Origin of the sequence: Streptomyces xantholiticus, assembly GCF_014651015.1 — a bacterium.
GTDB lineage: Bacteria > Actinomycetota > Actinomycetes > Streptomycetales > Streptomycetaceae > Streptomyces > Streptomyces xantholiticus.
In genome coordinates, this window is the sequence record NZ_BMWB01000023.1 from 13,672 (window position 1) to 35,425 (window position 21,754).

The window sequence follows — 21,754 nt, forward strand, 5'->3', positions numbered from 1 at the left end:
GGCCGTGGGAAGCCGAACAGACGGAGGCCTGCTGATTCTGGCGGATTCTGCCTTCCCGCATCGGCGTCGCCGGGTCGCGTGACGACCCGCAGGAGGCAGTGCCGTACCCGGAGGAAGCGGTCCTCGTGAGCAACGCGGTCGACGCGCGACGCCGGGAGTTCACCACCGTCCGACACTGCGCGCGGCGGGCGATGTGCGAACCGGGCCTGCCTGGTGCCCCGTACTCCCGGAAGGCACGATGCTCCCTGACGGCCGCCCCGGACCGTGGGAAGCCTTACGCACTGTGCCGGGCACCGGGCGCTCCAGGGCGGTGGCCGCTGAGCGAGGGTGTGATCCTCACCGCCGTCGCGGTGCCCGCGCCTTCCTGCAGCCCGGGGGAGTTCGGAACGAGAAGTGAAGACAGTCCTGGAGGGAATCGAAATGCCCGCTGAGGAGCTGACGGACAGCTTCCGGAATGCCATGTCCTCATTCCCGAGTGGGGTGACGATCGTGACAACCGTCGACTCCGAAGGGGAGTGGTGGGGCTTCACAGCCACATCGTTCTGCTCGGTGTCCCTCGATCCGCCCTTGGTGCTGGTCTGTCTCTCCGTCGAAGCACAGTGTCACCCTGCCTTCTCGACCGCGACATCGTGGGTGGTCCACATATTGCCGCCCAGACATCGAGAGCTCGCTCTGTGGTTCTCCTCCAAAGGTGTCGACAAGTTCTCACGGGGCGATTTCACGACGAACGCCCAGGGCCATCCAGTTCTTGAGGGGACCTGCGCGGTGCTGGAATGCGAGGCGAGCGCCCGGTACGGCGGGGGCGATCACTCCATCCTCGTGGGTGAGGTGACCAGGTCCCATGTCCACGACGACGAGCCTGCGGTGTACTTCCGGCGCAAATTCCACACCCTCACACCGTTGTTGGAGACGACCACGTCCGCCTGAGAGCCGGGAGGCAGACGCGGTCATGACCACAGAGCCCGGGGCCCGGTCCACCACTGCGGCGGACCGGGCCCCGGGAAGCCTGCTCAGGCGGATGCCGGCGGGTACAGCGAGCGCGGCAGTTTCGACGCAGCCGCCGCGTCCAGCAGCCACAGCGTCCGGGCCCGCCCGTACGCTCCAGCCGCCGGCGCCTGGATCTCGCCCGCGCCCGACAGCGCGATCTCCGCCGCCTTCGCCTTGTCCTCGCCCGCTGCGAGCAGCCACACCTCACGCGCCGCGCGGATGGCCGGCAGGGTGAGCGAGATACGGGTCGGCGGCGGCTTGGGAGCGCCGTGGACGCCGACCACCGTGCGCTCGGTCTCGCGGACCGCCGGTAGTTCGGGGAAGAGCGACGCCACGTGCGTGTCGGGCCCGACTCCCAGCATCAGCACGTCGAACGTCGGCACCGGACCGTGATCCTCAGGGCCGGCCGCCGCGGCCAGTTCCGTCGCGTAGGCGGCGGCCGCCGAGTCCACGTCGGAGCCGTACGCGCCGTCCGACGCGGGCATGGCGTGCACCCGCGACGGGTCGAGCGGTACGGCGTCGAGCAGGGTCTCACGGGCCTGGGTGGCGTTGCGCTCCGGATCGCCTTCCGGCAGGAACCGCTCGTCGCCCCACCACAGATCGAGCCGCGACCAGTCGATCGCGTCCCTGGCCGGGGACGAACTGAGCGCGGCCAGCAGGCCGTTGCCGTTGCGGCCGCCGGTGAGGACCACCGAGGCCGAGCCGCGCGCGGCCTGTGCGTCCACGATCTTCGTGATGAGCCGAGCCGCCGCGGCCTGCGCCATCAACTCCTTGTCGCGGTGGACGACCAGCTGCGGTGCCGCGGTCACTTGGCGGCCGCCTTCTTGGCTGGGGCAGCCTTCTTGGCCGCGGGTGCCGCCGGCGCCGCCTTCTCCGCGGGTGCAGGCTGCGGAGCCGCAGCCGGGCCCGCGCCGAGGCGCTCCACGCCGTACCGCAGTGCCGACGAGTACGTGTCGTCCGGGTCCAGCCTGCGCAGCTCCTCCGCGATCAGCTCGGCCGTCTCACGCCGCTTGAGCGCCACCGCACGGTCCGGCTGGCCCTCGATGGACAGCGTCGCGAGAGACCCGTCGGGCCGGTCGAGCACGATCGGGCCGCAGTCGGACTCCATCCGTACCGAGGTGAGACCGGGGCCGGCCGACGACGTCCGCTTCACCGGCACGTCCAGCCGGTCCGCGAGCCACATCCCGAGCAGCTCGCAGCTCGGGTTGAACTCCTCGCCCTCCACCTCGACGGACGTGACCTCGCAGTCGACCTGGTCCAGCGCCGCCGCGAGCATCGAGCGCCACGGTGTTATCCGGGTCCAGGACAGGTCGGTGTCACCGGGGGCGTAGGCCTCCGCGCGGGCCGCCAGCTCGCGCACCGGCTGTTCGGCCGCGTAGGTGTCGGTCACCCGGCGCTGGGCCAGTGCACCGAGCGGGTCGCTGGCCGGGTCGGTCGGCGCGTTGACCGGCCACCAGACGACGACGGGTGCGTCGGGCAGCAGCAGCGGCAGCACCACGGACTGGGCGTGGTCGACGACCTCGCCGTACAGCCGCAGGACGACCGTCTCGCCCGTGCCGGCGTCCGCACCGACGCGCACCTCGGCGTCGAGCCGGGCCTTGGCCCGGTCGCGCGGGGAGCGGGAGACCCGCTTGATGACCACGAGGGTGCGCGAGGGGTGCTCGCGGGAGGCCTCGTTGGCGGCCTTCAGGGCGTCGTAGGCGTTCTCCTCATCGGTCACGATGACCAGGGTGAGGACCATGCCGACGGCCGGGGTGCCGATCGCACGGCGGCCCTGCACCAGCGCCTTGTTGATCTTGCTGGCCGTGGTGTCCGTAAGGTCGATCTTCATGGCCGACGCCAGCTCCGTCCGTCTCGTGCGAGCATTTCGTCCGCCTCGGCCGGCCCCCACGTGCCTGCCGGGTACTGCGCCGGCTTGCCGTTCGCGTCCCAGAACTGCTCGATCGGGTCGAGGATCTTCCAGGAAAGTTCGACCTCCTCGACACGTGGGAAGAGGTTCGAGTCGCCGAGAAGCACGTCGAGGAGGAGCCGCTCGTACGCCTCGGGGCTGGACTCCGTGAACGACTCGCCGTACGCGAAGTCCATCGAGACGTCCCGGACCTCCATCGAGGTGCCCGGCACCTTGGAGCCGAACCGCATGGTCACGCCCTCGTCCGGCTGGACGCGGATGACCAGGGCGTTCTGTCCCAGCTCCTCCGTGGCGGTGGAGTCGAACGGCGAGTGCGGGGCGCGCTGGAAGACGACCGCGATCTCGGTGACGCGGCGGCCCAGCCGCTTGCCGGTCCGCAGATAGAAGGGGACGCCCGCCCAGCGGCGGTTGTCGATCTCCAGCTTGATCGCGGCGTAGGTGTCCGTCTTCGACTTGGGGTCGATGCCGTCTTCCTGCAGATAACCGACGGCCTTCTCGCCGCCCTGCCAGCCCGCCGCGTACTGCGCGCGGACCGTGTCCTTCGCCAGGTCCTTCGGCAGCTTCACCGCGCCGAGGACCTTGGTCTTCTCGGCCGCGAGGGCGTCCGCGTCGAAGGAGGCGGGTTCCTCCATCGCGGTCAGCGCCAGCAGCTGGAGGAGGTGGTTCTGGATCACGTCACGGGCGGCGCCGATGCCGTCGTAGTAGCCGGCGCGGCCGCCGATGCCGATGTCCTCGGCCATCGTGATCTGCACATGGTCGACGTACGACCGGTTCCATATGGGCTCGAAGAGCGTGTTGGCGAACCGCAGCGCCAGGATGTTCTGGACGGTTTCCTTGCCCAGGTAGTGGTCGATACGGAAGACCTCGTTCGGCGGAAAGACCTCGTGCACCACCTGGTTGAGCTCCTTGGCGGAGACCAGGTCGTGGCCGAACGGCTTCTCGATGACCGCGCGCCGCCAGGAGCCCTCCTTCTGGTCCGCCAGCCCGTGCTTCTTCAGCTGCTGGACGACCTTGGGGAAGAACTTGGGCGGCACGGAGAGATAGAAGGCGAAGTTGCCACCGGTGCCCTGCACCTTGTCGAGATCCTCGATGGTGGACTTCAGCTGCTCGAAAGCGTCGTCGTCGTCGAAGGTGCCCGGGACGAACCGCATCCCCTGGATGAGCTGCTGCCAGACCTCCTCCCGGAACGGCGTACGCGCGTGCTCCTTGACCGCGTCGTGGACCTCCTGCGCGAAGTCCTCGTCGGCCCACTCGCGCCGGGCGAAGCCGATGAGCGAGAAGCCCGGCGGCAGCAGCCCTCGGTTCGCGAGGTCGTAGACGGCGGGCATCAGCTTCTTGCGCGACAGATCACCCGTGACGCCGAAGATGACCAGGCCCGACGGCCCCGCGATACGCGGGAGCCGTCGGTCGGCAGCATCACGGAGCGGGTTGGCTCCGCCAATACCGGACAAGTCGCTCAGCCTTCCGAGGGTGCGAGGCGCTTGAGCTCAGCCTCGGTCGACTTGAGCAGGTCGTTCCAGGACGCCTCGAACTTCTCCACGCCCTCGTCCTCGAGCAGCTGAACGACGTCGTCGTAGGAGATCCCGAGCTTCGCGACGGCCTCGAGCTCGGCGCGGGCCTGCTCGTAGGTGCCGCGCACGGTGTCACCGGTGATCCGGCCGTGGTCGCCGACGGCCTCGAGAGTGGCCTCCGGCATGGTGTTCACGGTGCCCGGCGCGACCAGGTCGTCGACGTACAGGGTGTCCTTGTACGCCTTGTCCTTGACTCCGGTCGAGGCCCACAGCGGACGCTGCTTGTTGGCCTGCGCCTTGTCGAGCACGGCCCAGCGGTCGCTGCTGAAGACCTCCTCGTACGCCTCGTAGGCGAGGCGCGCGTTGGCCACGGCCGCCTTGCCGCGGGCCTCCTTGGCCTCGGGGGTGCCCAGCGCGTCGAGACGCTTGTCGATCTCGGTGTCCACGCGGGACACGAAGAAGGAGGCCACCGAGCGGATCTTGGACAGGTCCAGGCCCGCGGCCTTCGCCTTCTCCAGACCGGCCAGATAGGCGTCCATGACCTCGCGGTAGCGCTCCAGCGAGAAGATCAGCGTGACGTTGACACTGATGCCGAGGCCGATGACCTCGGTGATCGCCGGCAGACCCGCCTTGGTGGCCGGGATCTTGATGAAGGTGTTCGGCCGGTCCACCAGCCAGGCCAGCTGCTTGGCCTCCGCGACGGTCGCCTTCGTGTTGTGCGCGAGACGAGGGTCGACCTCGATCGAGACACGGCCGTCCTGGCCGCCGGTCGAGTCGAACACCGGGCGCAGCACGTCCGCGGCGTCACGCACGTCCGCCGTGGTGATCATGCGGATGGCTTCCTCGACGGTCACCTTGCGGGCCGCGAGGTCCTCCAGCTGCTGGTCGTAGCCGTGACCCTCGGAGATCGCCTTCTGGAAGATCGACGGGTTCGTGGTGACACCCACGACGTGCTGCTGGTCCATCAGCTCGGCCAGGTTGCCCGAGGTGATCCGGGTACGCGAAAGGTCGTCCAGCCAGATCGCGACGCCTTCGTCGGAGAGGCGCTTGAGTGCGTCTGTCATGAGAAATGCATCTCCTACTTGTCGTATACCGGCGTCAGCGCGCGGCGGCGTCGATCGATTCCCGCGCAGCAGCGGCGACGGCCTCTGCGGTGAAGCCGAACTCGCGGAAGAGGACCTTGCCGTCGGCCGAAGCGCCGAAGTGCTCCAGCGAGACGATGCGCCCGGCGTCACCCACGTACCGGTGCCAGGTCAGGCCGATACCGGCCTCGACGGCCACGCGCGCCTTGAGCGACGGGGGAAGCACCGAGTCCCGGTACCCCTGGTCCTGCTCCTCGAACCACTCGACGGACGGCATCGACACGACCCGGGTCGGCACACCGGCCGCCTGGAGCTGCTCGCGGGCCGCGACGGCCAGCTGCACCTCGGAGCCCGTGCCGATGAGCACGACCTGGGCGTCGCCGCCCTCTTCCTCGAGCAGGACGTAGCCGCCCTTGGCCGCGTCCTCGTTGCACTCGTACGTCGGTACGCCCTGGCGGGTCAGCGCGAGGCCGTGCGGAGCGCCCTTGCCGAATTCCTTGGTGTACCGCTTGAGGATCTCGCGCCAGGCGATCGCGGTCTCGTTCGCGTCGGCGGGGCGCACGATGTTCAGGCCCGGGATGGCGCGCAGCGAGGCCAGGTGCTCCACCGGCTGGTGGGTCGGGCCGTCCTCGCCGAGGCCGATCGAGTCGTGCGTCCACACATAGGTGACCGGCAGGTGCATCAGCGAGGAGAGCCGGACCGCGTTGCGCATGTAGTCGGAGAACACCAGGAAGGTGCCGCCGTAGATGCGGGTGTTGCCGTGCAGCGCGATGCCGTTCATGACTGCGGCCATCGCGTGCTCACGGATGCCGAAGTGGACCGTGCGGCCGTACGGGTCGGCCTCCGGCAGCGGGTTGCCGGCGGGCAGGAACGACGACGTCTTGTCGATGGTCGTGTTGTTCGAGCCCGCCAGGTCGGCGGAGCCGCCCCACAGCTCGGGCACGACCGGGCCGAGCGCCTGCAGCACCTTTCCGGACGCGGCGCGGGTGGCGACGCTCTTGCCCGGCTCGAACTCCGGCAGCGCGTCCTCCCAGCCCTCGGGCAGCTCGCCCGAACGGATCCGGTCGAACTCGGCGGCACGCTCAGGGTTGGCCGTACGCCAGGCCGCGAACACCTTCTCCCACTCGCCGCGGGCCTCACGGCCCCGGTCGAGCGCGCCCCGGGTGTGGTTCAGGACCTCGTCGGCGACCTCGAAGTGCTGCTCGGGGTCGAAGCCCATGACCCGCTTGGTGGCCGCGACCTCTTCCTCGCCCAGCGCGGAGCCGTGCGCGGCCTCGGTGTTCTGCGCGTGCGGGGCGGGCCAGGCGATGATCGAGCGGGCCGCGATGAAGGAGGGGCGCTCGGTCTCGGCCTGCGCCGCCTTCAGGGCGTTGTGGAGGCCGACCGGGTCGAGGTCGCCGTTCTCCAGCTGCTGGACGCGCTGGACGTGCCAGCCGTACGCCTCGTAGCGCTGGAGTGTGTCCTCGGAGACGGCCGTCTCGGTGTCGCCCTCGATCGAGATGTGGTTGTCGTCCCACAGAAGGACCAGGTTGCCGAGCTTCTGGTGGCCGGCCAGGGAGGACGCCTCGGCCGAGATGCCCTCCTGGAGGCAGCCGTCACCGGCGATGCACCAGACGGTGTGGTCGAACGGCGACGTGCCCGGAGCGGCGTCCGGGTCGAACAGGCCGCGCTCGTAACGAGCAGCCATCGCCATGCCCACGGCGTTGGCGACACCCTGGCCGAGCGGACCGGTCGTCGTCTCCACCCCCGTGGTGTGGCCGTACTCGGGGTGGCCCGGGGTCTTGCTGCCCCAGGTGCGGAACGCCTTCAGATCGTCGAGCTCCAGGCCGTAGCCGGCCAGGTAGAGCTGGATGTAGAGCGTCAGCGACGAGTGGCCGGCGGACAGGACGAACCTGTCCCGGCCCGTCCAGTCGGCGTCAGCGGGATCGTGCCGCATCAGCTTCTGGAAGAGCACGTAGGCGGCGGGGGCCAGGCTCATGGCCGTACCCGGATGGCCGTTGCCGACCTTCTGTACGGAATCCATGGCCAGGACGCGGACGGTGTCGACTGCCCGCTGGTCCAACGCGGTCCACTCGAGGTCTGTGGTGGTCGGCTTGGTGCTCACCCTGAGTCAGGGCTCCTCTCCACATGTCGAATCCCGGCGACGAGGGGTGTACCGGGCGCTGTCGAGCCTACCCTCGCAGCAACGCACCTCTTTGCGGTCGCGCGTCTTTCCCATTGGACACTGCCAGGGTGCGGGCAGCGGGTGCTCCGTGCCTCTCGGCGGTGTATACGGCCCGTGTCCTGCCACCGCTCAACACGAGCCGACCCCGGCGAAGATCGGTGTACGGGCAACGTCTAGAGTGGCGTGGTACGCGCGAGTCTTTACCGGGCCTTCACACCGGTCGACTCGCTGGGATTTCTCTGTCAGGGGTGTGCGTGACGGCCGTCGAGTCCCGACCCGCAGGGGTCGTCTTGGCCACCGGCCCGGGGGGCCATCGGCCGTTCGGGGCCCGCGTCAAGGCATTCGTGGCGCTGACCAAGCCGCGGATCATCGAACTGCTGCTGATCACCACCGTGCCGGTGATGTTCCTTGCCGAGCAGGGCGTCCCCGACCTGTGGCTGGTGCTCGCCACCTGCCTCGGCGGGTACCTCTCCGCGGGCGGCGCCAACGCGCTCAACATGTACATCGACCGCGACATCGACGCCCTCATGGACCGCACGTCGCAGCGGCCGCTCGTCACCGGGATGGTCTCCCCGCGCGAAGGCCTCGTCTTCGGCCTGACGCTCGCGGTGGCCTCCACCCTCTGGTTCGGGCTGCTCGTCAACTGGCTGTCGGCCGCGCTGTCGCTCGGCGCCCTGCTGTTCTACGTCGTCGTCTACACGATGATCCTCAAGCGCCGTACCGCGCAGAACATCGTCTGGGGAGGCATCGCCGGTTGTATGCCGGTCCTGATCGGCTGGTCCTCGGTCACGAACTCGATGTCGTGGGCCGCCGTCGTCCTCTTCCTCGTCATCTTCTTCTGGACGCCGCCGCACTACTGGCCGCTGTCGATGAAGGTCAGGGACGACTACGCGCGGGTCGGCGTGCCGATGCTGCCCGTCGTCGCGGGCAACAAGGTGGTCGCCCGGCAGATCGTCCTCTACAGCTGGGTCATGGTCGCCGTCTCGCTGCTGCTCACTCCGCTCGGCTACACCGGCTGGTTCTACACCGCGGTCGCACTGGCCGCCGGCGGCTGGTGGCTCTGGGAGGCGCACGCACTGCAGACCAGGGCCAACGCGGGCGAGAGGGGCGGCAAGCTCAAGGAGATGCGGCTCTTCCACTGGTCCATCACCTATGTGTCGCTGCTCTTCGTGGCCGTCGCGGTGGACCCCTTCCTGCGCTGAGTCCCGCCCCGGGCACGGCGTGGCCGAGGCCACGTCTCCCGGCCGTCGCCAGGTGATCTACCCCCGAGTAGCATGCGGTGCATGGCTGAAACAAAGGTTGATGAGACGGCGTCCGCGCCCGCGCCCGACGCCCGCGCCGAACGCAAGGCGGCGAAACTCGCCAAGCAGATCCAGGCGTTCTCCAAGGCGCACGGCGGCGCCGAGGGTCAGCTCGCCTACATCGGCCAGAGGGGCACCCGCATCGTCCTCGTCGGCGAGGACGGCGGCTGGGGCGACCTGGTGGCCCCGAGCCACGCCATCGCCGTCAGCGCCGCGGACAAGTCGGGGATCACGCTGCACGAGTCGTTCGACGGTGACTTCGCCGCGAAGGTGCGCACCGGCCCGTACGAGTGGACCCGCATGGCGGGCATCCAGGTCGGCGGCCCTTCCAACGGCTGAGCAACACCTTGCGCGGGGTGGCCCGTTAGTCCTGTGGAAGTACGGTCCACAGGCAGGAGCTCCCGATGATCGACGCCGCGTCCTCGGTGCGTCTGGTCGACCAGTACTGCCACGGGGTGCTCCGCACGGAACTGGGCATCGGCACCTTCGAGACGTACCTGGGTCCTGTGGCCGGCGCCCCGCCGGCCGCAGGCACCACCTTCTTCGACACCCAGACGGGTTTCGCGGTACGGCGCTGGTGCCCGCCGCTCCTCGGACTCGAACCGCACTGCCCGCCCGCCCACTACCTGGCCCGCCGCCGCGAACTCGGGGCGGTCGAGGCGGGCAGACGGCTGCTGCGCGGCACCGGGATCGCCACGTACCTCGTCGACACCGGCCCGCCCGGGGACCTGGCCGGCCCGGCGGAGATCGCCGCGGCGGCGGAGGCGCAGGCGCGCGAGATCGTACGGCTCGAGCTGCTGGCCGAGCAGGTCGCCGACACGTCGGGGACCGTGGAGTCCTTCCTCACGAACCTCGCGGAGGCGGTACACGGGGCGGCCGGGTCCGCCGTGGCCTTCACCACCGTCGCCGCCGGGCGGCAGGCGGACCGGCCGGAGCCGCCGGGGACGGGCGAGGTACGCGGCGCGGCCGGACGCTGGCTCGCCGAGCGCCGTGTCGGGGAGCCGCTCACCGACCCCGTACTGCTGCGGCACCTGCTGTGGGTCGCCGTCGCCACGGGGCTGCCGCTGCAACTGCACCTCGGTGAGGGCGACCCGCTGCCGCTCGCGGACTTCGCCGCGGCGACGGCCGGCCTCGGCACGGACCTGATCCTGCTGTACGGCTACCCGCACCACCGCGGCGCCGCGCACCTCGCGAGCGCGTACCAGCACGTCTACGCCGACCTCGGCCCTGCCCTCGCCCGGACGGGCACGCGGGCGGCGGCGGTGCTGGCGGAGACCCTCGAACTCGCGCCCTTCGGCAAGCTGCTGTTCTCGTCCGGGGCACGGGGCCTGCCGGAACTCCATGTGGTGGCCGCGTGCACCTTCCGCGAGGCGGTGGACCGGGTGCTGGGCGGGTGGGTCGCGGACGGAGCGTGGTCGCGGGCCGACGCGGAGCGGGTGGCGGGGCTGCTGGGGTGGGGAAACGCGGGGCGGGTGTACGGCCTGCCCTAGCGGGCCGTGGCCCGGAGCCCGGTACGCCCTGCGACGCGCCGTACCGCGGCGGGGGTGGAGCCGCAGCGCCGCGCGGAGCGCGTGCGATCCGGTGGGGTTCCGGGTGCCGTCCGGAGGGTGGCACCGGGTGCGGGACTTGCACCACCACGCGGCGGAGCCCTCGAATCGGCCCAGGGGAGAAGCTCGTGCGGCGGAGCCGGTCAGGCGGAGGTCAGAGCCGGGTCCGGCGACGCCGGTGCCGGTGCCGGCGTCGACTCACGCTCCCGCAGGCTCAGCGCCAGCCTCAGCACCGCGATCCACATCACCGAAGACCCGAGCATGTGCGCCGCCACCAACAGCTCCGGCACGCCCGTGAAGTACTGCACGTAGCCGAGCGCCCCCTGCAACAGCACGACCAGCAGCAGGTCACGAGCGCGGGCCCGGATGTCGTCCGGGGCGTCGACCACGCGGAGGACGAGCCACATCGCGACGGCCAGCGCGCACACCACCCACGCCGCGATCGCGTGGACGTGCGCCGCCGCTGACCAGTCCCACGGCATCCGCGGGACGTCGCTGCTGTCGCCCGCGTGCTTGCCGGAGCCGGTGACCGTCGTGCCGAGGGTGATCAGCACCGCGGAGACCGCGACGATCGCCCACGAGAGCTTGCGGACCGGCCGCGGGACCCGCGGTCGGGGTGCGCCGTCGCCCTCACCGGTACGCACCCATGTGGCCGTCGCGACCGTGAGCAGCGCGTTGGCCAGGAGGAAGTGCCCGGCCACCGTCCAGGGGTTGAGACCCGCCCACACCGTGACGCCGCCGATGACGGCGTTGCCCATGACGATCCAGAACTGCGCCCAGGCGAGCCGGCCCAGACCGCGCCGCCGCGGCTTGGTGGCGCGCACGGCGATGATCGCCCAGCCGACGGCCGCCGACAGGACGTACGTCAGCATCCGGTTGCCGAACTCGATCGCGCCGTGGATGCCCTGCTCGGGCGTGGCGAAGAGGCTGTCGTCCGTGCACTTGGGCCAGGTGTCGCAGCCGAGACCGGAGCCGGTGAGCCGTACGGCGCCACCGGTGACGATGATGAGGACGGTCATCAGGACGGCGGAAAGCGCGGCGCGCCGAAGGATTTTGGGCGACGGTGTCCAGCGCTGGGCGATATGGGCGAGGGGGGTCTGCACGGCCCCTATCGTAAGCGGGGGTTTGTGCACGGTTTCACGAGGGGTCGGCAGCGGGCTCCCGGGCGGGCTCGCCGAAGGCTTCGGACGTCATACGGACCCGGGACCCGTCGAGGTGGTCCTCCTCCTCCCACCACAGCGCGAAACGCCATGGTGTCGGAGCGGGCGGCGCGTCCGCCGATGTGACGAAGGCGTCCGTCAGCTCGGCGGCCACCTCCTCTGCCGTGCAGTCGGTGACCGCGTCCATGCCGCGCCACGGGTGGGCCAGCGGCACCCATCTGCCGTCGGCCCTCCGTATGTCGAAGCGCCATACCGCCCGCCAGGACCTCGCGCGCAGGATCCGGCCGACCTCGGCCCGTTCGAGGCCGAGCCCCTGCGCGATCGACTCCGGTGCGACGCCCTCGATCCGCGCCGCCAGGACCGCGAGCGGCAACAGTCGCTCGGGCAGCAGCTCGCGCTTGTGCAGCTGGGTGAGGCCACCTTCGAAGGGGCAGCGCCGCAGCCTGCGCTCGAGTTGGTCGCCGAGGTGCTCCAGGACGGCGGCATGGGCGCGCTCGGCCGGATCGGGTGCCTGCCAGAGCGCGTGGAACTCGCGTTCCGCCCGTACGGCGCACTCGGCGGCGTCGACCGGCCTGCCGAGTTCCTCCAGCCGGTCGCCGAGAAAGACGTGCGCCTGGGCGAGGCCCTCGCGGTTGCGCGGGTCCGACTGGTCCAGCCGCTCCCAGACGGCGATGGCCCGGTGGGTGGCCTCCACAGCGGCCAGTCCCGCCAGGCGGTCCTCCGCGCAGGGCTGCTCGCCGTGCGGATGGAAGGCGTACCGGGGCAGGCCCAGCTCGTCGCTGAGCGGTTCCGCGAGGTACACGGCCTGACGGATCAGGGCCCGTGCATACCAGCGGGCATGTTCGTCGTCGTGCTCGGCGGGCTCTGCGCAGTGCCGGACGGCCTCGTCGACGGCGCCGAGCGCCTCGGTGCGCCGACCGGTGTCGAAGTGGTGACGGGCGAGATCCCCGTAGCGCAGGCTGAGCCGGGCGGCGAGGGAGAGATCGCCCGCGGCGTGCCGGGCGAGGGCCGCGATCAGTTCGGTCAGCATCCGTTCGCGTTCCGTGGGGGAGGCCGCGGGCCGGCCGGCCCTGACCTTCGCCCACTCCGCGTCCAGTCGAAGTACGGCAGCGCGCTCCATCCAAGCCTCCCACCGTGCGGGTCTCGGCAGGGTCATCCTGGCGCGCGTGTCACTCCCAGCGGAAGGTCCGGGCGGCCGCGCCCAGTCCGAGCACCGCCCAGAGGGCGAGGATGCCCAGATTGCCCCACGGCATGCCGGCGCCGTGCTGGAGCACGTCGCGCAGCCCGTCGGAGAGCGCCGAGATGGGCAGCAGTCCGAGCGCGGACGCGACGCCGCCGGGGAACTTGTCCAGCGGCACGATCACGCCGCCGCCGACGAGCAGCAGCAGGAAGACGAGGTTGGCGGCGGCCAGCGTCACCTCGGCCTTCAGCGTGCCCGCCATCAGCAGGCCGAGTCCGGAGAAGGCGGCGGTGCCGAGGACGAGCAGCAGCAGGACGGAGACCGGGTCGCCGTGCGGGGACCAGCCGAGCGCGAACGCGATCGCGGTCAGCAGGGCGATCTGGAGCACCTCGGTCACCAGGACGGAGAGCGTCTTGGCCGCCATCAGGGCCCAGCGCGGGACCGGTGAGGCCCCGAGCCGCTTGAGGACCCCGTAGCGGCGCTCGAAACCGGTCGCGATGGCCTGGCCGGTGAAGGCGGTGGACATCACGGCGAGCGCGAGGACGCCGGGGGTCAGGAAGTCGACGGCCCTGCCCTCTCCCGTGTCGACGATGTCGACGGTGGAGAACAGCACGAGCAGCAGCGACGGGATGATGACCGTGAGCAACAGTTGCTCGCCGTTGCGCAGCAGCATCTTCGTCTCGAAGGCGGCCTGCGCGGCGATCATGCGGGTCAGCGGCGCGGCGCCCGGCTTCGGCGTGTACGTACCGGCGCTCATGCGCGCAGCTCCTTGCCCGTCAGTTCGAGGAAGACGTCCTCGAGGGTGTGCCGCTCCACCGAGATGCCGTGCGGCAGTACGCCGTGCTGGGCGCACCAGGAGGTGACGGTCGCCAGCAGCTGGGGATCGACCTCGCCGGTGATCCGGTACGCGCCCGGTGTCAGCTCGGCGGCCGCCGAGCCGTCCGGGAGCGCCTTCAGGAGGGATCCGAGGTCGAGGCCGGGGCGTCCCGTGAAGCTCAGGGTGTTCTCGGCGCCGCCGCGGCACAGCTCCTCGGTGCTGCCGCGGGCGATGACGCGGCCGCCGTCGATGATGGCGACGTCGTCGGAGAGTTCCTCCGCCTCGTCCATGAAGTGCGTGGTGAGCACGGTCGTCACGCCGTCCTCGCGGAGCTCCCGTACGAGGTCCCAGGTGGCGCGTCGGGCCTGCGGGTCGAGTCCGGCGGTCGGCTCGTCGAGGAAGACCAGCTCGGGGCGGCCGACGACGGCCATGGCCAGTGCGAGCCGCTGCTGCTGGCCGCCGGAGAGCCGGCGGTAGGTGGTGCGTCCGCAGCTGCCGAGACCGAGGCGCTCGATCAGGGCGTCCACGTCCAGGGGGTGGGCGTGCAGCCGGGCCATGTGGCGGAGCATCTCGTCGGCCCGGGCGCCGGAGTAGACGCCGCCCGACTGGAGCATCACGCCGATACGGGGCCGCAGCCGTGCGGCGTCCGCGACGGGGTCGAGGCCGAGCACCCGTACGGTGCCGGCGTCGGCACGGCGATAGCCCTCGCAGGTCTCGATCGTGGTGGTCTTGCCGGCGCCGTTGGGGCCGAGGACGGAGGTCACGGAGCCCGTGACGACGTCGAGGTCGAGGCCGTCCACGGCGGCCTTGGGTCCGTACCGCTTGACCAGGCCCCGGATCCGGACGGCAGGCTCGCTCAGCATGCCGGGAAGTCTAGGCGGGTGCGGGGGGAGCCAGGCCCGCGGGTTCCCCCGGCGGCCTTCGCCGCGGGGTGCGCGCCGGAGTGCGCCCCACCAGGCCTCATGGGCTCCGGGTGATCATTTCCGCAGGTCAGCTTAGGTTTGCCTAAGTGACGCACGGCACCGCGCCGTGCTCCGGACGTCGCTTGTCAGCCTCCGAGGAATTACGCAACAATGGCGTTGTGAAAAACGTCGGCGAGGCTCCCCAGGAGGAACTCGCGACCGGTGAGCGCTCCACGCGCAACCGCGTCGCGCGGTCCATCCTGGACCACGGTCCCTCAACCGTGGCCGACCTCGCGGGCCGGCTGGGGCTCACCCAGGCTGCCGTCCGCCGCCACCTCGACACCCTCGTCTCCGAGAACGTCGTGGAGCCGCGAGAGCAGCGCGTCTACGGTGCCCGCACCCGCGGCAGGCCCGCCAAGGTGTTCGCGCTGACCGACTGCGGCCGGGACGCCTTCGACCAGTCGTACGACACGCTGGCCGTGGACGCCCTGCGTTGGATCGAGCAGCACGCCGGAGGGGAGGCGGCGGTCGCCGCCTTCGCCCGGGACCGGATCGAGGCGCAGGCGGAGGCGTACCGCGCGGCCGTTGAGGCAGCCGAGCCCGAGGAGCGCACCGAAGCGCTGGCCAAGGCGCTCAGCCGCGACGGGTACGCTGCTACGGCTCGCAGCGCACCGGTCGGCGAGCAGCTCTGCCAGCACCACTGCCCGGTCGCCCACGCGGCCGAGAAGTACCCGCAGCTGTGCGAGGCGGAGACCGAGTTCTTCTCGCGGCTCCTCGGGACACATGTCCAGCGGCTCGCCACCATCGCCCACGGCGACGGCGTCTGCACGACGTTCATCCCACGCGGCGCGCCCCAGAGCGGCACCTCGCCGCCGGGCCCTGCGCCGCAGGACAGCACCACACAGACCAGCACCACACCATCAGCATCTGCCAGCACGGCCGGGAGGAACCCCGCATGACTCTCCCCACGGAGACTGCCCACCCCGAACTCGAGGGCCTGGGTACGTACGAATTCGGCTGGGCCGACTCCGACGCGGCAGGCGCCGCGGCCAAGCGCGGTCTCTCCGAGGAAGTCGTCCGCGACATCTCCGCGAAGAAGAACGAGCCGGAGTGGATGCTGAAGCTGCGGCTGAAGGGTCTGCGCCTCTTCGACAAGAAGCCCATGCCGAGCTGGGGCTCCGACCTGTCCGGCATCGACTTCGACAACATCAAGTACTTCGTGCGCTCCACCGAGGCCCAGGCCGCCTCCTGGGAGGAGCTGCCCGAGGACATCAAGAACACCTACGACAAGCTCGGTATCCCGGAGGCGGAGAAGCAGCGCCTGGTCGCCGGTGTCGCCGCGCAGTACGAGTCCGAGGTCGTCTACCACCAGATCCGCGAGGACCTGGAGGAGCAGGGCGTCATCTTCCTCGACACGGACACCGCGCTGAAGGAGCACCCGGAACTCTTCCAGGAGTACTTCGGCACCGTCATCCCGGTCGGCGACAACAAGTTCGCGTCGCTGAACACGGCCGTGTGGTCCGGCGGATCGTTCATCTACGTCCCCAAGGGCGTCCACGTGGACATCCCGCTGCAGGCCTACTTCCGTATCAACACGGAGAACATGGGCCAGTTCGAGCGGACGCTGATCATCGTCGACGAGGACGCCTACGTCCACTACGTCGAGGGTTGCACCGCCCCGATCTACTCCTCGGACTCGCTGCACAGCGCCGTCGTCGAGATCATCGTCAAGAAGGGCGGCCGCTGCCGCTACACGACCATTCAGAACTGGTCGAACAACGTCTACAACCTGGTCACCAAGCGCGCCGTGGCGTACGAGGGCGCGACCATGGAGTGGGTCGACGGCAACATCGGCTCCAAGGTGACCATGAAGTACCCGGCCGTCTACCTGATGGGCGAGCACGCCAAGGGCGAGACCCTGTCCATCGCCTTCGCGGGCGAGGGCCAGCACCAGGACGCCGGCGCCAAGATGGTCCACATGGCGCCGAACACCTCGTCCAACATCGTCTCCAAGTCGGTGGCACGAGGCGGTGGCCGCACCTCCTACCGCGGTCTGATCGAGATCGGCGAGGGCGCCGCGGGTGCGAAGTCCAACGTGCTCTGCGACGCTCTGCTGGTCGACACGATCTCCCGCTCGGACACCTACCCCTACGTCGACGTCCGCGAGGACGACGTCTCCATGGGCCACGAGGCGACCGTCTCCAAGGTCTCGGAGGACCAGCTCTTCTACCTGATGAGCCGGGGTATGACCGAGTTCGAGGCGATGGCGATGATCGTGCGCGGCTTCGTCGAGCCGATCGCCAAGGAACTCCCCATGGAGTACGCGCTGGAGCTCAACCGGCTGATCGAGCTGCAGATGGAAGGTGCGGTGGGCTGACGCCTTCCGTGACCGCAAGCAGCGACTGACTTCTGACGTAGGAAGAGAGCAAGACGACAGCCATGGCTGAGGCTCAGAACATCCCGGTGGGCTCCACCACCGCCGGTTCGATCGCGGTGGCCGCCGAGTCGACCGTCGCCACCCGTATGAGTGCGCCCCCGTCGTTCGACGTGGCGGACTTCCCGGTCCCGCACGGCCGCGAGGAGGAGTGGCGCTTCACTCCGCTGGAGCGCCTCGCCGGTCTGCACGACGGCACCGCCGTCGCCACCGGCACCGCGCTCAAGGTCGCGATCGACGCCCCCGAGGGCGTCACCGTCGAGACCGTGGGCCGCGACGACGCGCGCCTCGGCAGGGCCGGCACCCCGGTGGACCGGGTAGCCGCCCAGGCGTACTCCTCCTTCGAGCAGGCCACGGTCGTGACCGTGCCCAAGGAGACCGTGCTCGCCGAGCCGATCCGTATCGCCGTGCACGGTGAGGGCGGCACCGCCTTCGGCCACCAGGTGATCGAGCTCGGAGCTTTCGCCGAGGCGCTCGTCGTCATCGACCACACCGGCGACGCCGTGCTCGCGGCCAATGTCGAGTACGTCCTCGGTGACGGGGCCAAGCTGACCGTCGTCTCCGTCCAGGACTGGGACGACAAGGCCGTCCACGTCGCCCAGCACAATGCGCTGGTCGGCCGGGACGCCTCATTCAAGTCGGTCGTCGTCACTTTCGGCGGCGACGTGGTCCGGCTCCACCCGCGGGTGGCCTACGCCGGCACCGGCGGTGAGGCCGAGCTCTTCGGCCTGTACTTCACCGACAAGGGCCAGCACCAGGAGCACCGTCTCCTCGTCGACCACAACACCCCGCACTGCAAGTCCAACGCCGTGTACAAGGGCGCCCTGCAGGGCCACGACGCCCACGCGGTGTGGATCGGCGACGTGCTCATCAGGGCCGTGGCCGAGGGCACCGACACCTACGAGATGAACCGCAACCTGGTCCTCACGGACGGTGCGCGCGTCGACTCGGTGCCGAACCTCGAGATCGAGACCGGTGAGATCGCCGGTGCCGGTCACGCCTCCGCCACCGGCCGCTTCGACGACGAGCAGCTGTTCTACCTGATGGCCCGCGGCATCCCGCAGGCCGAGGCACGCCGCCTGGTCGTCCGCGGCTTCTTCGCCGAGCTGGTCCAGCAGATCGGTCTCCCGGACGTCGAGGAGCGCCTGCTCGCCAAGATCGACGCCGAGCTGGAGGCCTCGGTCGTGGAGGCGTCAGCCTGATGGCCTTCGTCAAAGCCTGCGCGCTGAGCGAGCTGGAGGAGGACACCCCCAAGCGGGTGGAACTCGACGGCACGCCGGTGTCCGTGGTGCGCACCGAGGGCGAGGTGTTCGCGATCCACGACATCTGCTCGCACGCGAACGTCTCGCTGTCGGAGGGCGAGGTGGAGGACTGCCAGATCGAGTGCTGGCTGCACGGCAGTGCCTTCGACCTCCGCACCGGCAAGCCGTCCGGCCTTCCCGCGACGCGCCCCGTCCCCGTATACCCCGTCAAGATCGAAGGGGACGATGTGCTCGTCTCCGTCACCCAGGAGTCCTGAGTCACCCATGGCAACGCTTGAAATCCGCGACCTGCACGTTTCCGTCGAGGCCGACAACGCCACGAAGGAGATCCTCAAGGGCGTCGACCTGACCGTGAAGCAGGGCGAGACCCACGCCATCATGGGCCCCAACGGCTCCGGCAAGTCGACCCTCGCCTACTCGCTCGCGGGCCACCCCAAGTACACGGTCACCAGCGGCACCGTGACCCTGGACGGCGAGGACGTCCTGGAGATGAGCGTCGACGAGCGCGCCCGGGCCGGCGTCTTCCTCGCCATGCAGTACCCGGTCGAGGTCCCCGGTGTCTCCGTCTCCAACTTCCTGCGCACCTCCGCCACCGCGATCCGCGGCGAGGCCCCCAAGCTGCGCACCTGGGTGAAGGAGGTCAAGGAGGCCATGGAGCGCCTCAACATGGACCCCTCCTTCGCCGAGCGCAACGTCAACGAGGGCTTCTCCGGCGGTGAGAAGAAGCGCCACGAGATCCTGCAGCTCGAGCTGCTCAGGCCGAAGCTCGCGATCCTCGACGAGACCGACTCCGGCCTGGACGTCGACGCGCTGCGCATCGTCTCCGAGGGCGTCAACCGCATCCGCGAGACCGGCGAGGTCGGCACTCTGCTGATCACCCACTACACGCGCATCCTCCGCTACATCAAGCCGGATCACGTCCACGTCTTCGCGGGCGGCCGGATCGTCGAGTCGGGCGGCCCCGAGCTCGCCGACAAGCTCGAGAACGAGGGCTACGAGGCATACACCAAGGGAGGCGTCACCGCGTGATCACACTGCCGGGCCTCCTCGACACAGAGGCGATCCGCAAGGACTTCCCGATCCTCGACCGGGTGCTCCACGACGGCAAGAAGCTCATCTACCTGGACAACGCGGCGACCTCGCAGACGCCGCGCCAGGTGATCGACGTGCTCAGTGAGTACTACGAGCAGCACAACGCCAACGTGCACCGCGGCGTGCACGTGCTCGCCGAGGAGGCCACGGCGCTGTACGAGGGCGCCCGTGACAAGGTCGCCGCCTTCATCAACGCGCCGAGCCGCAACGAGGTGATCTTCACCAAGAACGCCTCCGAGGCGCTCAACCTCGTCGCCAACATGCTCGGCTGGGCCGACGAGCCCTACCGGGTGGACAGCGACACCGAGGTCGTCATCACGGAGATGGAGCACCACTCCAACATCGTTCCGTGGCAGCTGCTGTCGCAGCGCACCGGAGCGAAGCTGAAGTGGTTCGGCCTCACCGACGACGGCAGGCTCGACCTGTCGAACATCGAAGAGGTCATCACCGAGAAGACGAAGATCGTCTCCTTCACGCTGGTCTCCAACATCATGGGCACCGTCAACCCGGTCGAGGCGATCGTCCGCCGCGCCCAGGACGTCGGCGCGCTGGTGCTGATCGACGCCTCGCAGGCCGCGCCGCACATGGTGCTGGACGTGCAGGCACTGCAGGCCGACTTCGTGGCCTTCACCGGCCACAAGATGTGCGGCCCGACCGGTATCGGTGTGCTGTGGGGACGGCAGGAGCTCCTGGAGGACCTGCCGCCGTTCCTCGGCGGCGGCGAGATGATCGAGACCGTCTCGATGCACTCGTCGACATACGCTCCCGCGCCGCACAAGTTCGAGGCCGGTACGCCTCCGATCGCTCAGGCCGTCGGCCTCGGCGCGGCCGTGGACTACCTCACCTCGATCGGCATGGACAAGATCGCCCAGCATGAGCACGTGCTCACCGAGTACGCGGTGAAGCGGCTGCTGGAGGTGCCGGACCTGCGGATCATCGGCCCGACGACGGCCGAGGACCGCGGCGCGGCGATCTCCTTCACGCTCGGCGACATCCACCCCCACGACGTGGGCCAGGTCCTCGACGAGCAGGGCATCGCGGTACGCGTGGGTCACCACTGCGCGCGCCCCGTCTGCCTGCGGTACGGAATTCCTGCGACCACGCGAGCGTCGTTCTATCTGTACTCCACGCCGGCAGAGGTCGATGCTCTGGTCGACGGCCTGGAGCATGTCCGGAACTTCTTCGGCTAGGGGACGATGTGAAGCTGGATTCGATGTACCAGGACGTCATCCTGGACCACTACAAGCACCCGCACGGGCGGGGCTTGCGGGACGGCGACGCCGAGGTGCACCACGTCAACCCGACGTGCGGCGACGAGATCACGCTTCGAGTGAAGTACGACGGATCGCGCATCGAGGACGTCTCCTACGAGGGCCAGGGCTGCTCCATCAGCCAGGCCAGCGCTTCCGTGCTGAACGAACTGCTGGTCGGCAAGGAGCTCGCCGAGGCGCAGAAGATCCAGGGCACCTTCCTGGAGCTGATGCAGTCCAAGGGCCAGATCGAGCCGGACGACGCGATGGAGGAGGTGCTGGAGGACGCGGTCGCGTTCGCCGGCGTCTCCAAGTACCCCGCCCGTGTGAAGTGCGCGCTGCTGAGCTGGATGGCGTGGAAGGACGCGACGGCCCAGGCGATGGGCGACGTCGCGGAGAGGAAGACCGCATGAGCGAGAACGAGACGGTTGTCACCAAGCCGGCGTCCGAGGAGGAGGTCCGCGAGGCGCTGTACGACGTCGTCGACCCCGAACTGGGCATCGACGTGGTCAACCTCGGCCTCATCTACGGCATCCACATCGACGACTCGAACGTCGCGACGCTGGACATGACCCTGACGTCGGCGGCCTGCCCGCTGACCGATGTGATCGAGGACCAGGCGAAGGCCGCGACCGACGGCATCGTCAACGAGCTGAAGATCAACTGGGTCTGGATGCCGCCGTGGGGCCCGGACAAGATCACGGACGACGGCCGCGAGCAGCTGCGCGCGCTCGGCTTCAACGTCTGAAATACGGGACACGGTCATGCCCGCCGGTCACACTGGCGGGCATGACCGTTTCGCTGTACCAGATCGCGATCGACTGTTCCAACGCCCCGGCGCTCGCCCGCTTCTGGGCCTCGGTCCTGGACTGGCGAATTCTCTACGAGGACCCGGAAGAGATCATCATCGGTGCCGAGGCGGGCGCCCTGCCCGGCATCGTGTTCCTGACGGTGCCGGAGCACAAGTCGGTCAAGAACCGGCTGCACCTCGACCTCACGCCGGACGACCAGGAGGCCGAGGTGGCGAGGATCATCGGCCTGGGGGCCGCAGGGTCGATGTCGGGCAGGGCGAGGACGTGACCTGGACCGTCCTCGCCGATCCGGAAGGCAACGAGTTCTGTGTGCTGCGGCCGAAGAAGACGCTGCTCGACCAGGA

The 21,754-nt window shown here is 69.9% G+C and carries 22 protein-coding genes and 1 pseudogene; 14 read left to right on the top strand and 9 right to left on the bottom strand.

Annotated elements, in window-relative coordinates; translation table 11 throughout:
- The first annotated feature begins 98 nt into the window (after nucleotides 1-98).
- A complete protein-coding gene (locus tag IE198_RS36715) occupies nucleotides 99-431 on the top strand; it encodes a hypothetical protein (RefSeq protein WP_373299994.1) in 333 nt (110 codons plus the stop codon).
- Nucleotides 394-927, top strand: coding sequence for a flavin reductase family protein (locus IE198_RS27140; protein ID WP_229834390.1), 534 nt, complete (start codon nucleotides 394-396; stop codon nucleotides 925-927). The genes IE198_RS36715 and IE198_RS27140 overlap by 38 nt, the downstream gene beginning before the upstream one ends.
- A gap of 83 nt (nucleotides 928-1,010) precedes the next feature.
- Here IE198_RS27140 and pgl read toward each other — a convergent pair whose 3' ends face one another.
- Genes pgl through tkt form a run of 5 tightly spaced genes read right to left on the bottom strand, consistent with a single transcriptional unit; the run spans nucleotide 1,011 to nucleotide 7,593 of the window.
- The gene (gene pgl / locus IE198_RS27145) at nucleotides 1,011-1,796 is read right to left on the bottom strand and encodes a 6-phosphogluconolactonase (protein WP_189891166.1); all 786 of its coding nucleotides are present in this window, start codon (nucleotides 1,794-1,796) and stop codon (nucleotides 1,011-1,013) included.
- A complete protein-coding gene (opcA, locus tag IE198_RS27150; RefSeq protein WP_189891168.1) occupies nucleotides 1,793-2,818 on the bottom strand; it encodes a glucose-6-phosphate dehydrogenase assembly protein OpcA in 1,026 nt (341 codons plus the stop codon). The genes pgl and opcA overlap by 4 nt, the downstream gene beginning before the upstream one ends.
- Entirely contained in the window at nucleotides 2,815-4,338 is a 1,524-nt protein-coding gene (zwf, locus tag IE198_RS27155) for a glucose-6-phosphate dehydrogenase (RefSeq protein WP_373300002.1), read from the bottom strand. The genes opcA and zwf overlap by 4 nt, the downstream gene beginning before the upstream one ends.
- A gap of 14 nt (nucleotides 4,339-4,352) precedes the next feature.
- Nucleotides 4,353-5,471, bottom strand: coding sequence for a transaldolase (gene tal / locus IE198_RS27160; RefSeq protein WP_189891172.1), 1,119 nt, complete (start codon nucleotides 5,469-5,471; stop codon nucleotides 4,353-4,355).
- 34 nt (nucleotides 5,472-5,505) lie between these two features.
- Nucleotides 5,506-7,593, bottom strand: coding sequence for a transketolase (gene tkt / locus IE198_RS27165; RefSeq protein WP_189891174.1), 2,088 nt, complete (start codon nucleotides 7,591-7,593; stop codon nucleotides 5,506-5,508).
- A 308-nt stretch (nucleotides 7,594-7,901) separates the two neighbouring features.
- Between tkt and IE198_RS27170 the strand changes: the two genes are divergently transcribed.
- The 3 genes from IE198_RS27170 (at nucleotide 7,902) to IE198_RS27180 (ending at nucleotide 10,444) form a co-directional block, all read left to right on the top strand.
- The gene (locus tag IE198_RS27170) at nucleotides 7,902-8,855 is read left to right on the top strand and encodes a heme o synthase (RefSeq protein ID WP_373299996.1); all 954 of its coding nucleotides are present in this window, start codon (nucleotides 7,902-7,904) and stop codon (nucleotides 8,853-8,855) included.
- Between the two features lie 81 nt (nucleotides 8,856-8,936).
- Entirely contained in the window at nucleotides 8,937-9,293 is a 357-nt protein-coding gene (locus IE198_RS27175) for a hypothetical protein (protein ID WP_189891178.1), read from the top strand.
- Nucleotides 9,294-9,358: 65 nt separating this feature from the next.
- Nucleotides 9,359-10,444, top strand: coding sequence for an amidohydrolase family protein (locus IE198_RS27180; protein ID WP_189891180.1), 1,086 nt, complete (start codon nucleotides 9,359-9,361; stop codon nucleotides 10,442-10,444).
- Between the two features lie 200 nt (nucleotides 10,445-10,644).
- On the opposite strand, the gene IE198_RS27185 is transcribed toward IE198_RS27180, so the two are convergent.
- From IE198_RS27185 to IE198_RS27200, 4 genes are read right to left on the bottom strand one after another with little or no spacing between them, the layout of a single operon-like run.
- Complete coding sequence (locus IE198_RS27185; protein WP_189891182.1) at nucleotides 10,645-11,634, bottom strand: COX15/CtaA family protein; 990 nt, start codon at nucleotides 11,632-11,634, stop codon at nucleotides 10,645-10,647.
- Nucleotides 11,635-11,638: 4 nt separating this feature from the next.
- A complete protein-coding gene (locus IE198_RS27190) occupies nucleotides 11,639-12,781 on the bottom strand; it encodes a hypothetical protein (RefSeq protein WP_189891184.1) in 1,143 nt (380 codons plus the stop codon).
- A gap of 49 nt (nucleotides 12,782-12,830) precedes the next feature.
- Nucleotides 12,831-13,598: an ABC transporter permease gene (locus tag IE198_RS27195; RefSeq protein WP_189891187.1), complete on the bottom strand. Its 768-nt coding sequence runs from the start codon at nucleotides 13,596-13,598 to the stop codon at nucleotides 12,831-12,833.
- Nucleotides 13,595-14,521 carry an ABC transporter ATP-binding protein gene (locus tag IE198_RS27200; protein WP_189891189.1) on the bottom strand — a complete coding sequence of 309 codons (927 nt, stop codon included), beginning with the start codon at nucleotides 14,519-14,521 and terminating at the stop codon, nucleotides 13,595-13,597. Before IE198_RS27200 ends, IE198_RS27195 begins: the two co-directional genes overlap by 4 nt.
- Nucleotides 14,522-14,739: 218 nt before the next feature.
- Here IE198_RS27200 and IE198_RS27205 point away from each other — a divergent pair, with 218 nt between their 5' ends.
- The 9 genes and pseudogenes from IE198_RS27205 to IE198_RS27245 all read left to right on the top strand — a co-directional run.
- The gene (locus IE198_RS27205; protein WP_189891191.1) at nucleotides 14,740-15,519 is read left to right on the top strand and encodes a helix-turn-helix transcriptional regulator; all 780 of its coding nucleotides are present in this window, start codon (nucleotides 14,740-14,742) and stop codon (nucleotides 15,517-15,519) included.
- Complete coding sequence (gene sufB, locus IE198_RS27210) at nucleotides 15,516-16,937, top strand: Fe-S cluster assembly protein SufB (protein WP_189891193.1); 1,422 nt, start codon at nucleotides 15,516-15,518, stop codon at nucleotides 16,935-16,937. Before IE198_RS27205 ends, sufB begins: the two co-directional genes overlap by 4 nt.
- 62 nt (nucleotides 16,938-16,999) lie before the next feature.
- A complete protein-coding gene (gene sufD / locus IE198_RS27215; RefSeq protein WP_189891195.1) occupies nucleotides 17,000-18,196 on the top strand; it encodes a Fe-S cluster assembly protein SufD in 1,197 nt (398 codons plus the stop codon).
- On the top strand, nucleotides 18,196-18,513 hold the full coding sequence (locus IE198_RS27220) for a non-heme iron oxygenase ferredoxin subunit (protein ID WP_005319006.1): 318 nt from the start codon (nucleotides 18,196-18,198) through the stop codon (nucleotides 18,511-18,513). Before sufD ends, IE198_RS27220 begins: the two co-directional genes overlap by 1 nt.
- 7 nt (nucleotides 18,514-18,520) lie before the next feature.
- Nucleotides 18,521-19,285: a Fe-S cluster assembly ATPase SufC gene (sufC, locus tag IE198_RS27225; protein WP_189891197.1), complete on the top strand. Its 765-nt coding sequence runs from the start codon at nucleotides 18,521-18,523 to the stop codon at nucleotides 19,283-19,285.
- Complete coding sequence (locus IE198_RS27230) at nucleotides 19,282-20,538, top strand: cysteine desulfurase (RefSeq protein ID WP_100106555.1); 1,257 nt, start codon at nucleotides 19,282-19,284, stop codon at nucleotides 20,536-20,538. Before sufC ends, IE198_RS27230 begins: the two co-directional genes overlap by 4 nt.
- A gap of 8 nt (nucleotides 20,539-20,546) precedes the next feature.
- Entirely contained in the window at nucleotides 20,547-21,011 is a 465-nt protein-coding gene (gene sufU, locus IE198_RS27235; RefSeq protein WP_100106554.1) for a Fe-S cluster assembly sulfur transfer protein SufU, read from the top strand.
- Nucleotides 21,008-21,346 carry a metal-sulfur cluster assembly factor gene (locus tag IE198_RS27240; RefSeq protein WP_189891199.1) on the top strand — a complete coding sequence of 113 codons (339 nt, stop codon included), beginning with the start codon at nucleotides 21,008-21,010 and terminating at the stop codon, nucleotides 21,344-21,346. Before sufU ends, IE198_RS27240 begins: the two co-directional genes overlap by 4 nt.
- Nucleotides 21,347-21,387: 41 nt before the next feature.
- Nucleotides 21,388-21,749 (top strand): annotated as a pseudogene (locus tag IE198_RS27245) (VOC family protein); the annotation flags it as partial.
- Nucleotides 21,750-21,754: the final 5 nt, after the last annotated feature.

Bases quoted from the DNA above. Each gene is read 5' to 3' on its own strand.
- opcA (WP_189891168.1), bottom strand. From the start codon at position 2,818: ATGAAGATCGACCTTACGGACACCACGGCCAGCAAGATCAACAAGGCG.
- tal (WP_189891172.1), bottom strand. From the start codon at position 5,471: ATGACAGACGCACTCAAGCGCCTCTCCGACGAAGGCGTCGCGATCTGG.
- IE198_RS27175 (WP_189891178.1), top strand. From the start codon at position 8,937: ATGGCTGAAACAAAGGTTGATGAGACGGCGTCCGCGCCCGCGCCCGAC.
- IE198_RS27180 (WP_189891180.1), top strand. From the start codon at position 9,359: ATGATCGACGCCGCGTCCTCGGTGCGTCTGGTCGACCAGTACTGCCAC.
- IE198_RS27190 (WP_189891184.1), bottom strand. From the start codon at position 12,781: ATGGAGCGCGCTGCCGTACTTCGACTGGACGCGGAGTGGGCGAAGGTC.
- IE198_RS27195 (WP_189891187.1), bottom strand. From the start codon at position 13,598: ATGAGCGCCGGTACGTACACGCCGAAGCCGGGCGCCGCGCCGCTGACC.
- IE198_RS27200 (WP_189891189.1), bottom strand. From the start codon at position 14,521: ATGCTGAGCGAGCCTGCCGTCCGGATCCGGGGCCTGGTCAAGCGGTAC.
- sufB (WP_189891193.1), top strand. From the start codon at position 15,516: ATGACTCTCCCCACGGAGACTGCCCACCCCGAACTCGAGGGCCTGGGT.
- sufD (WP_189891195.1), top strand. From the start codon at position 17,000: ATGGCTGAGGCTCAGAACATCCCGGTGGGCTCCACCACCGCCGGTTCG.
- IE198_RS27220 (WP_005319006.1), top strand. From the start codon at position 18,196: ATGGCCTTCGTCAAAGCCTGCGCGCTGAGCGAGCTGGAGGAGGACACC.
- sufC (WP_189891197.1), top strand. From the start codon at position 18,521: ATGGCAACGCTTGAAATCCGCGACCTGCACGTTTCCGTCGAGGCCGAC.
- IE198_RS27240 (WP_189891199.1), top strand. From the start codon at position 21,008: ATGAGCGAGAACGAGACGGTTGTCACCAAGCCGGCGTCCGAGGAGGAG.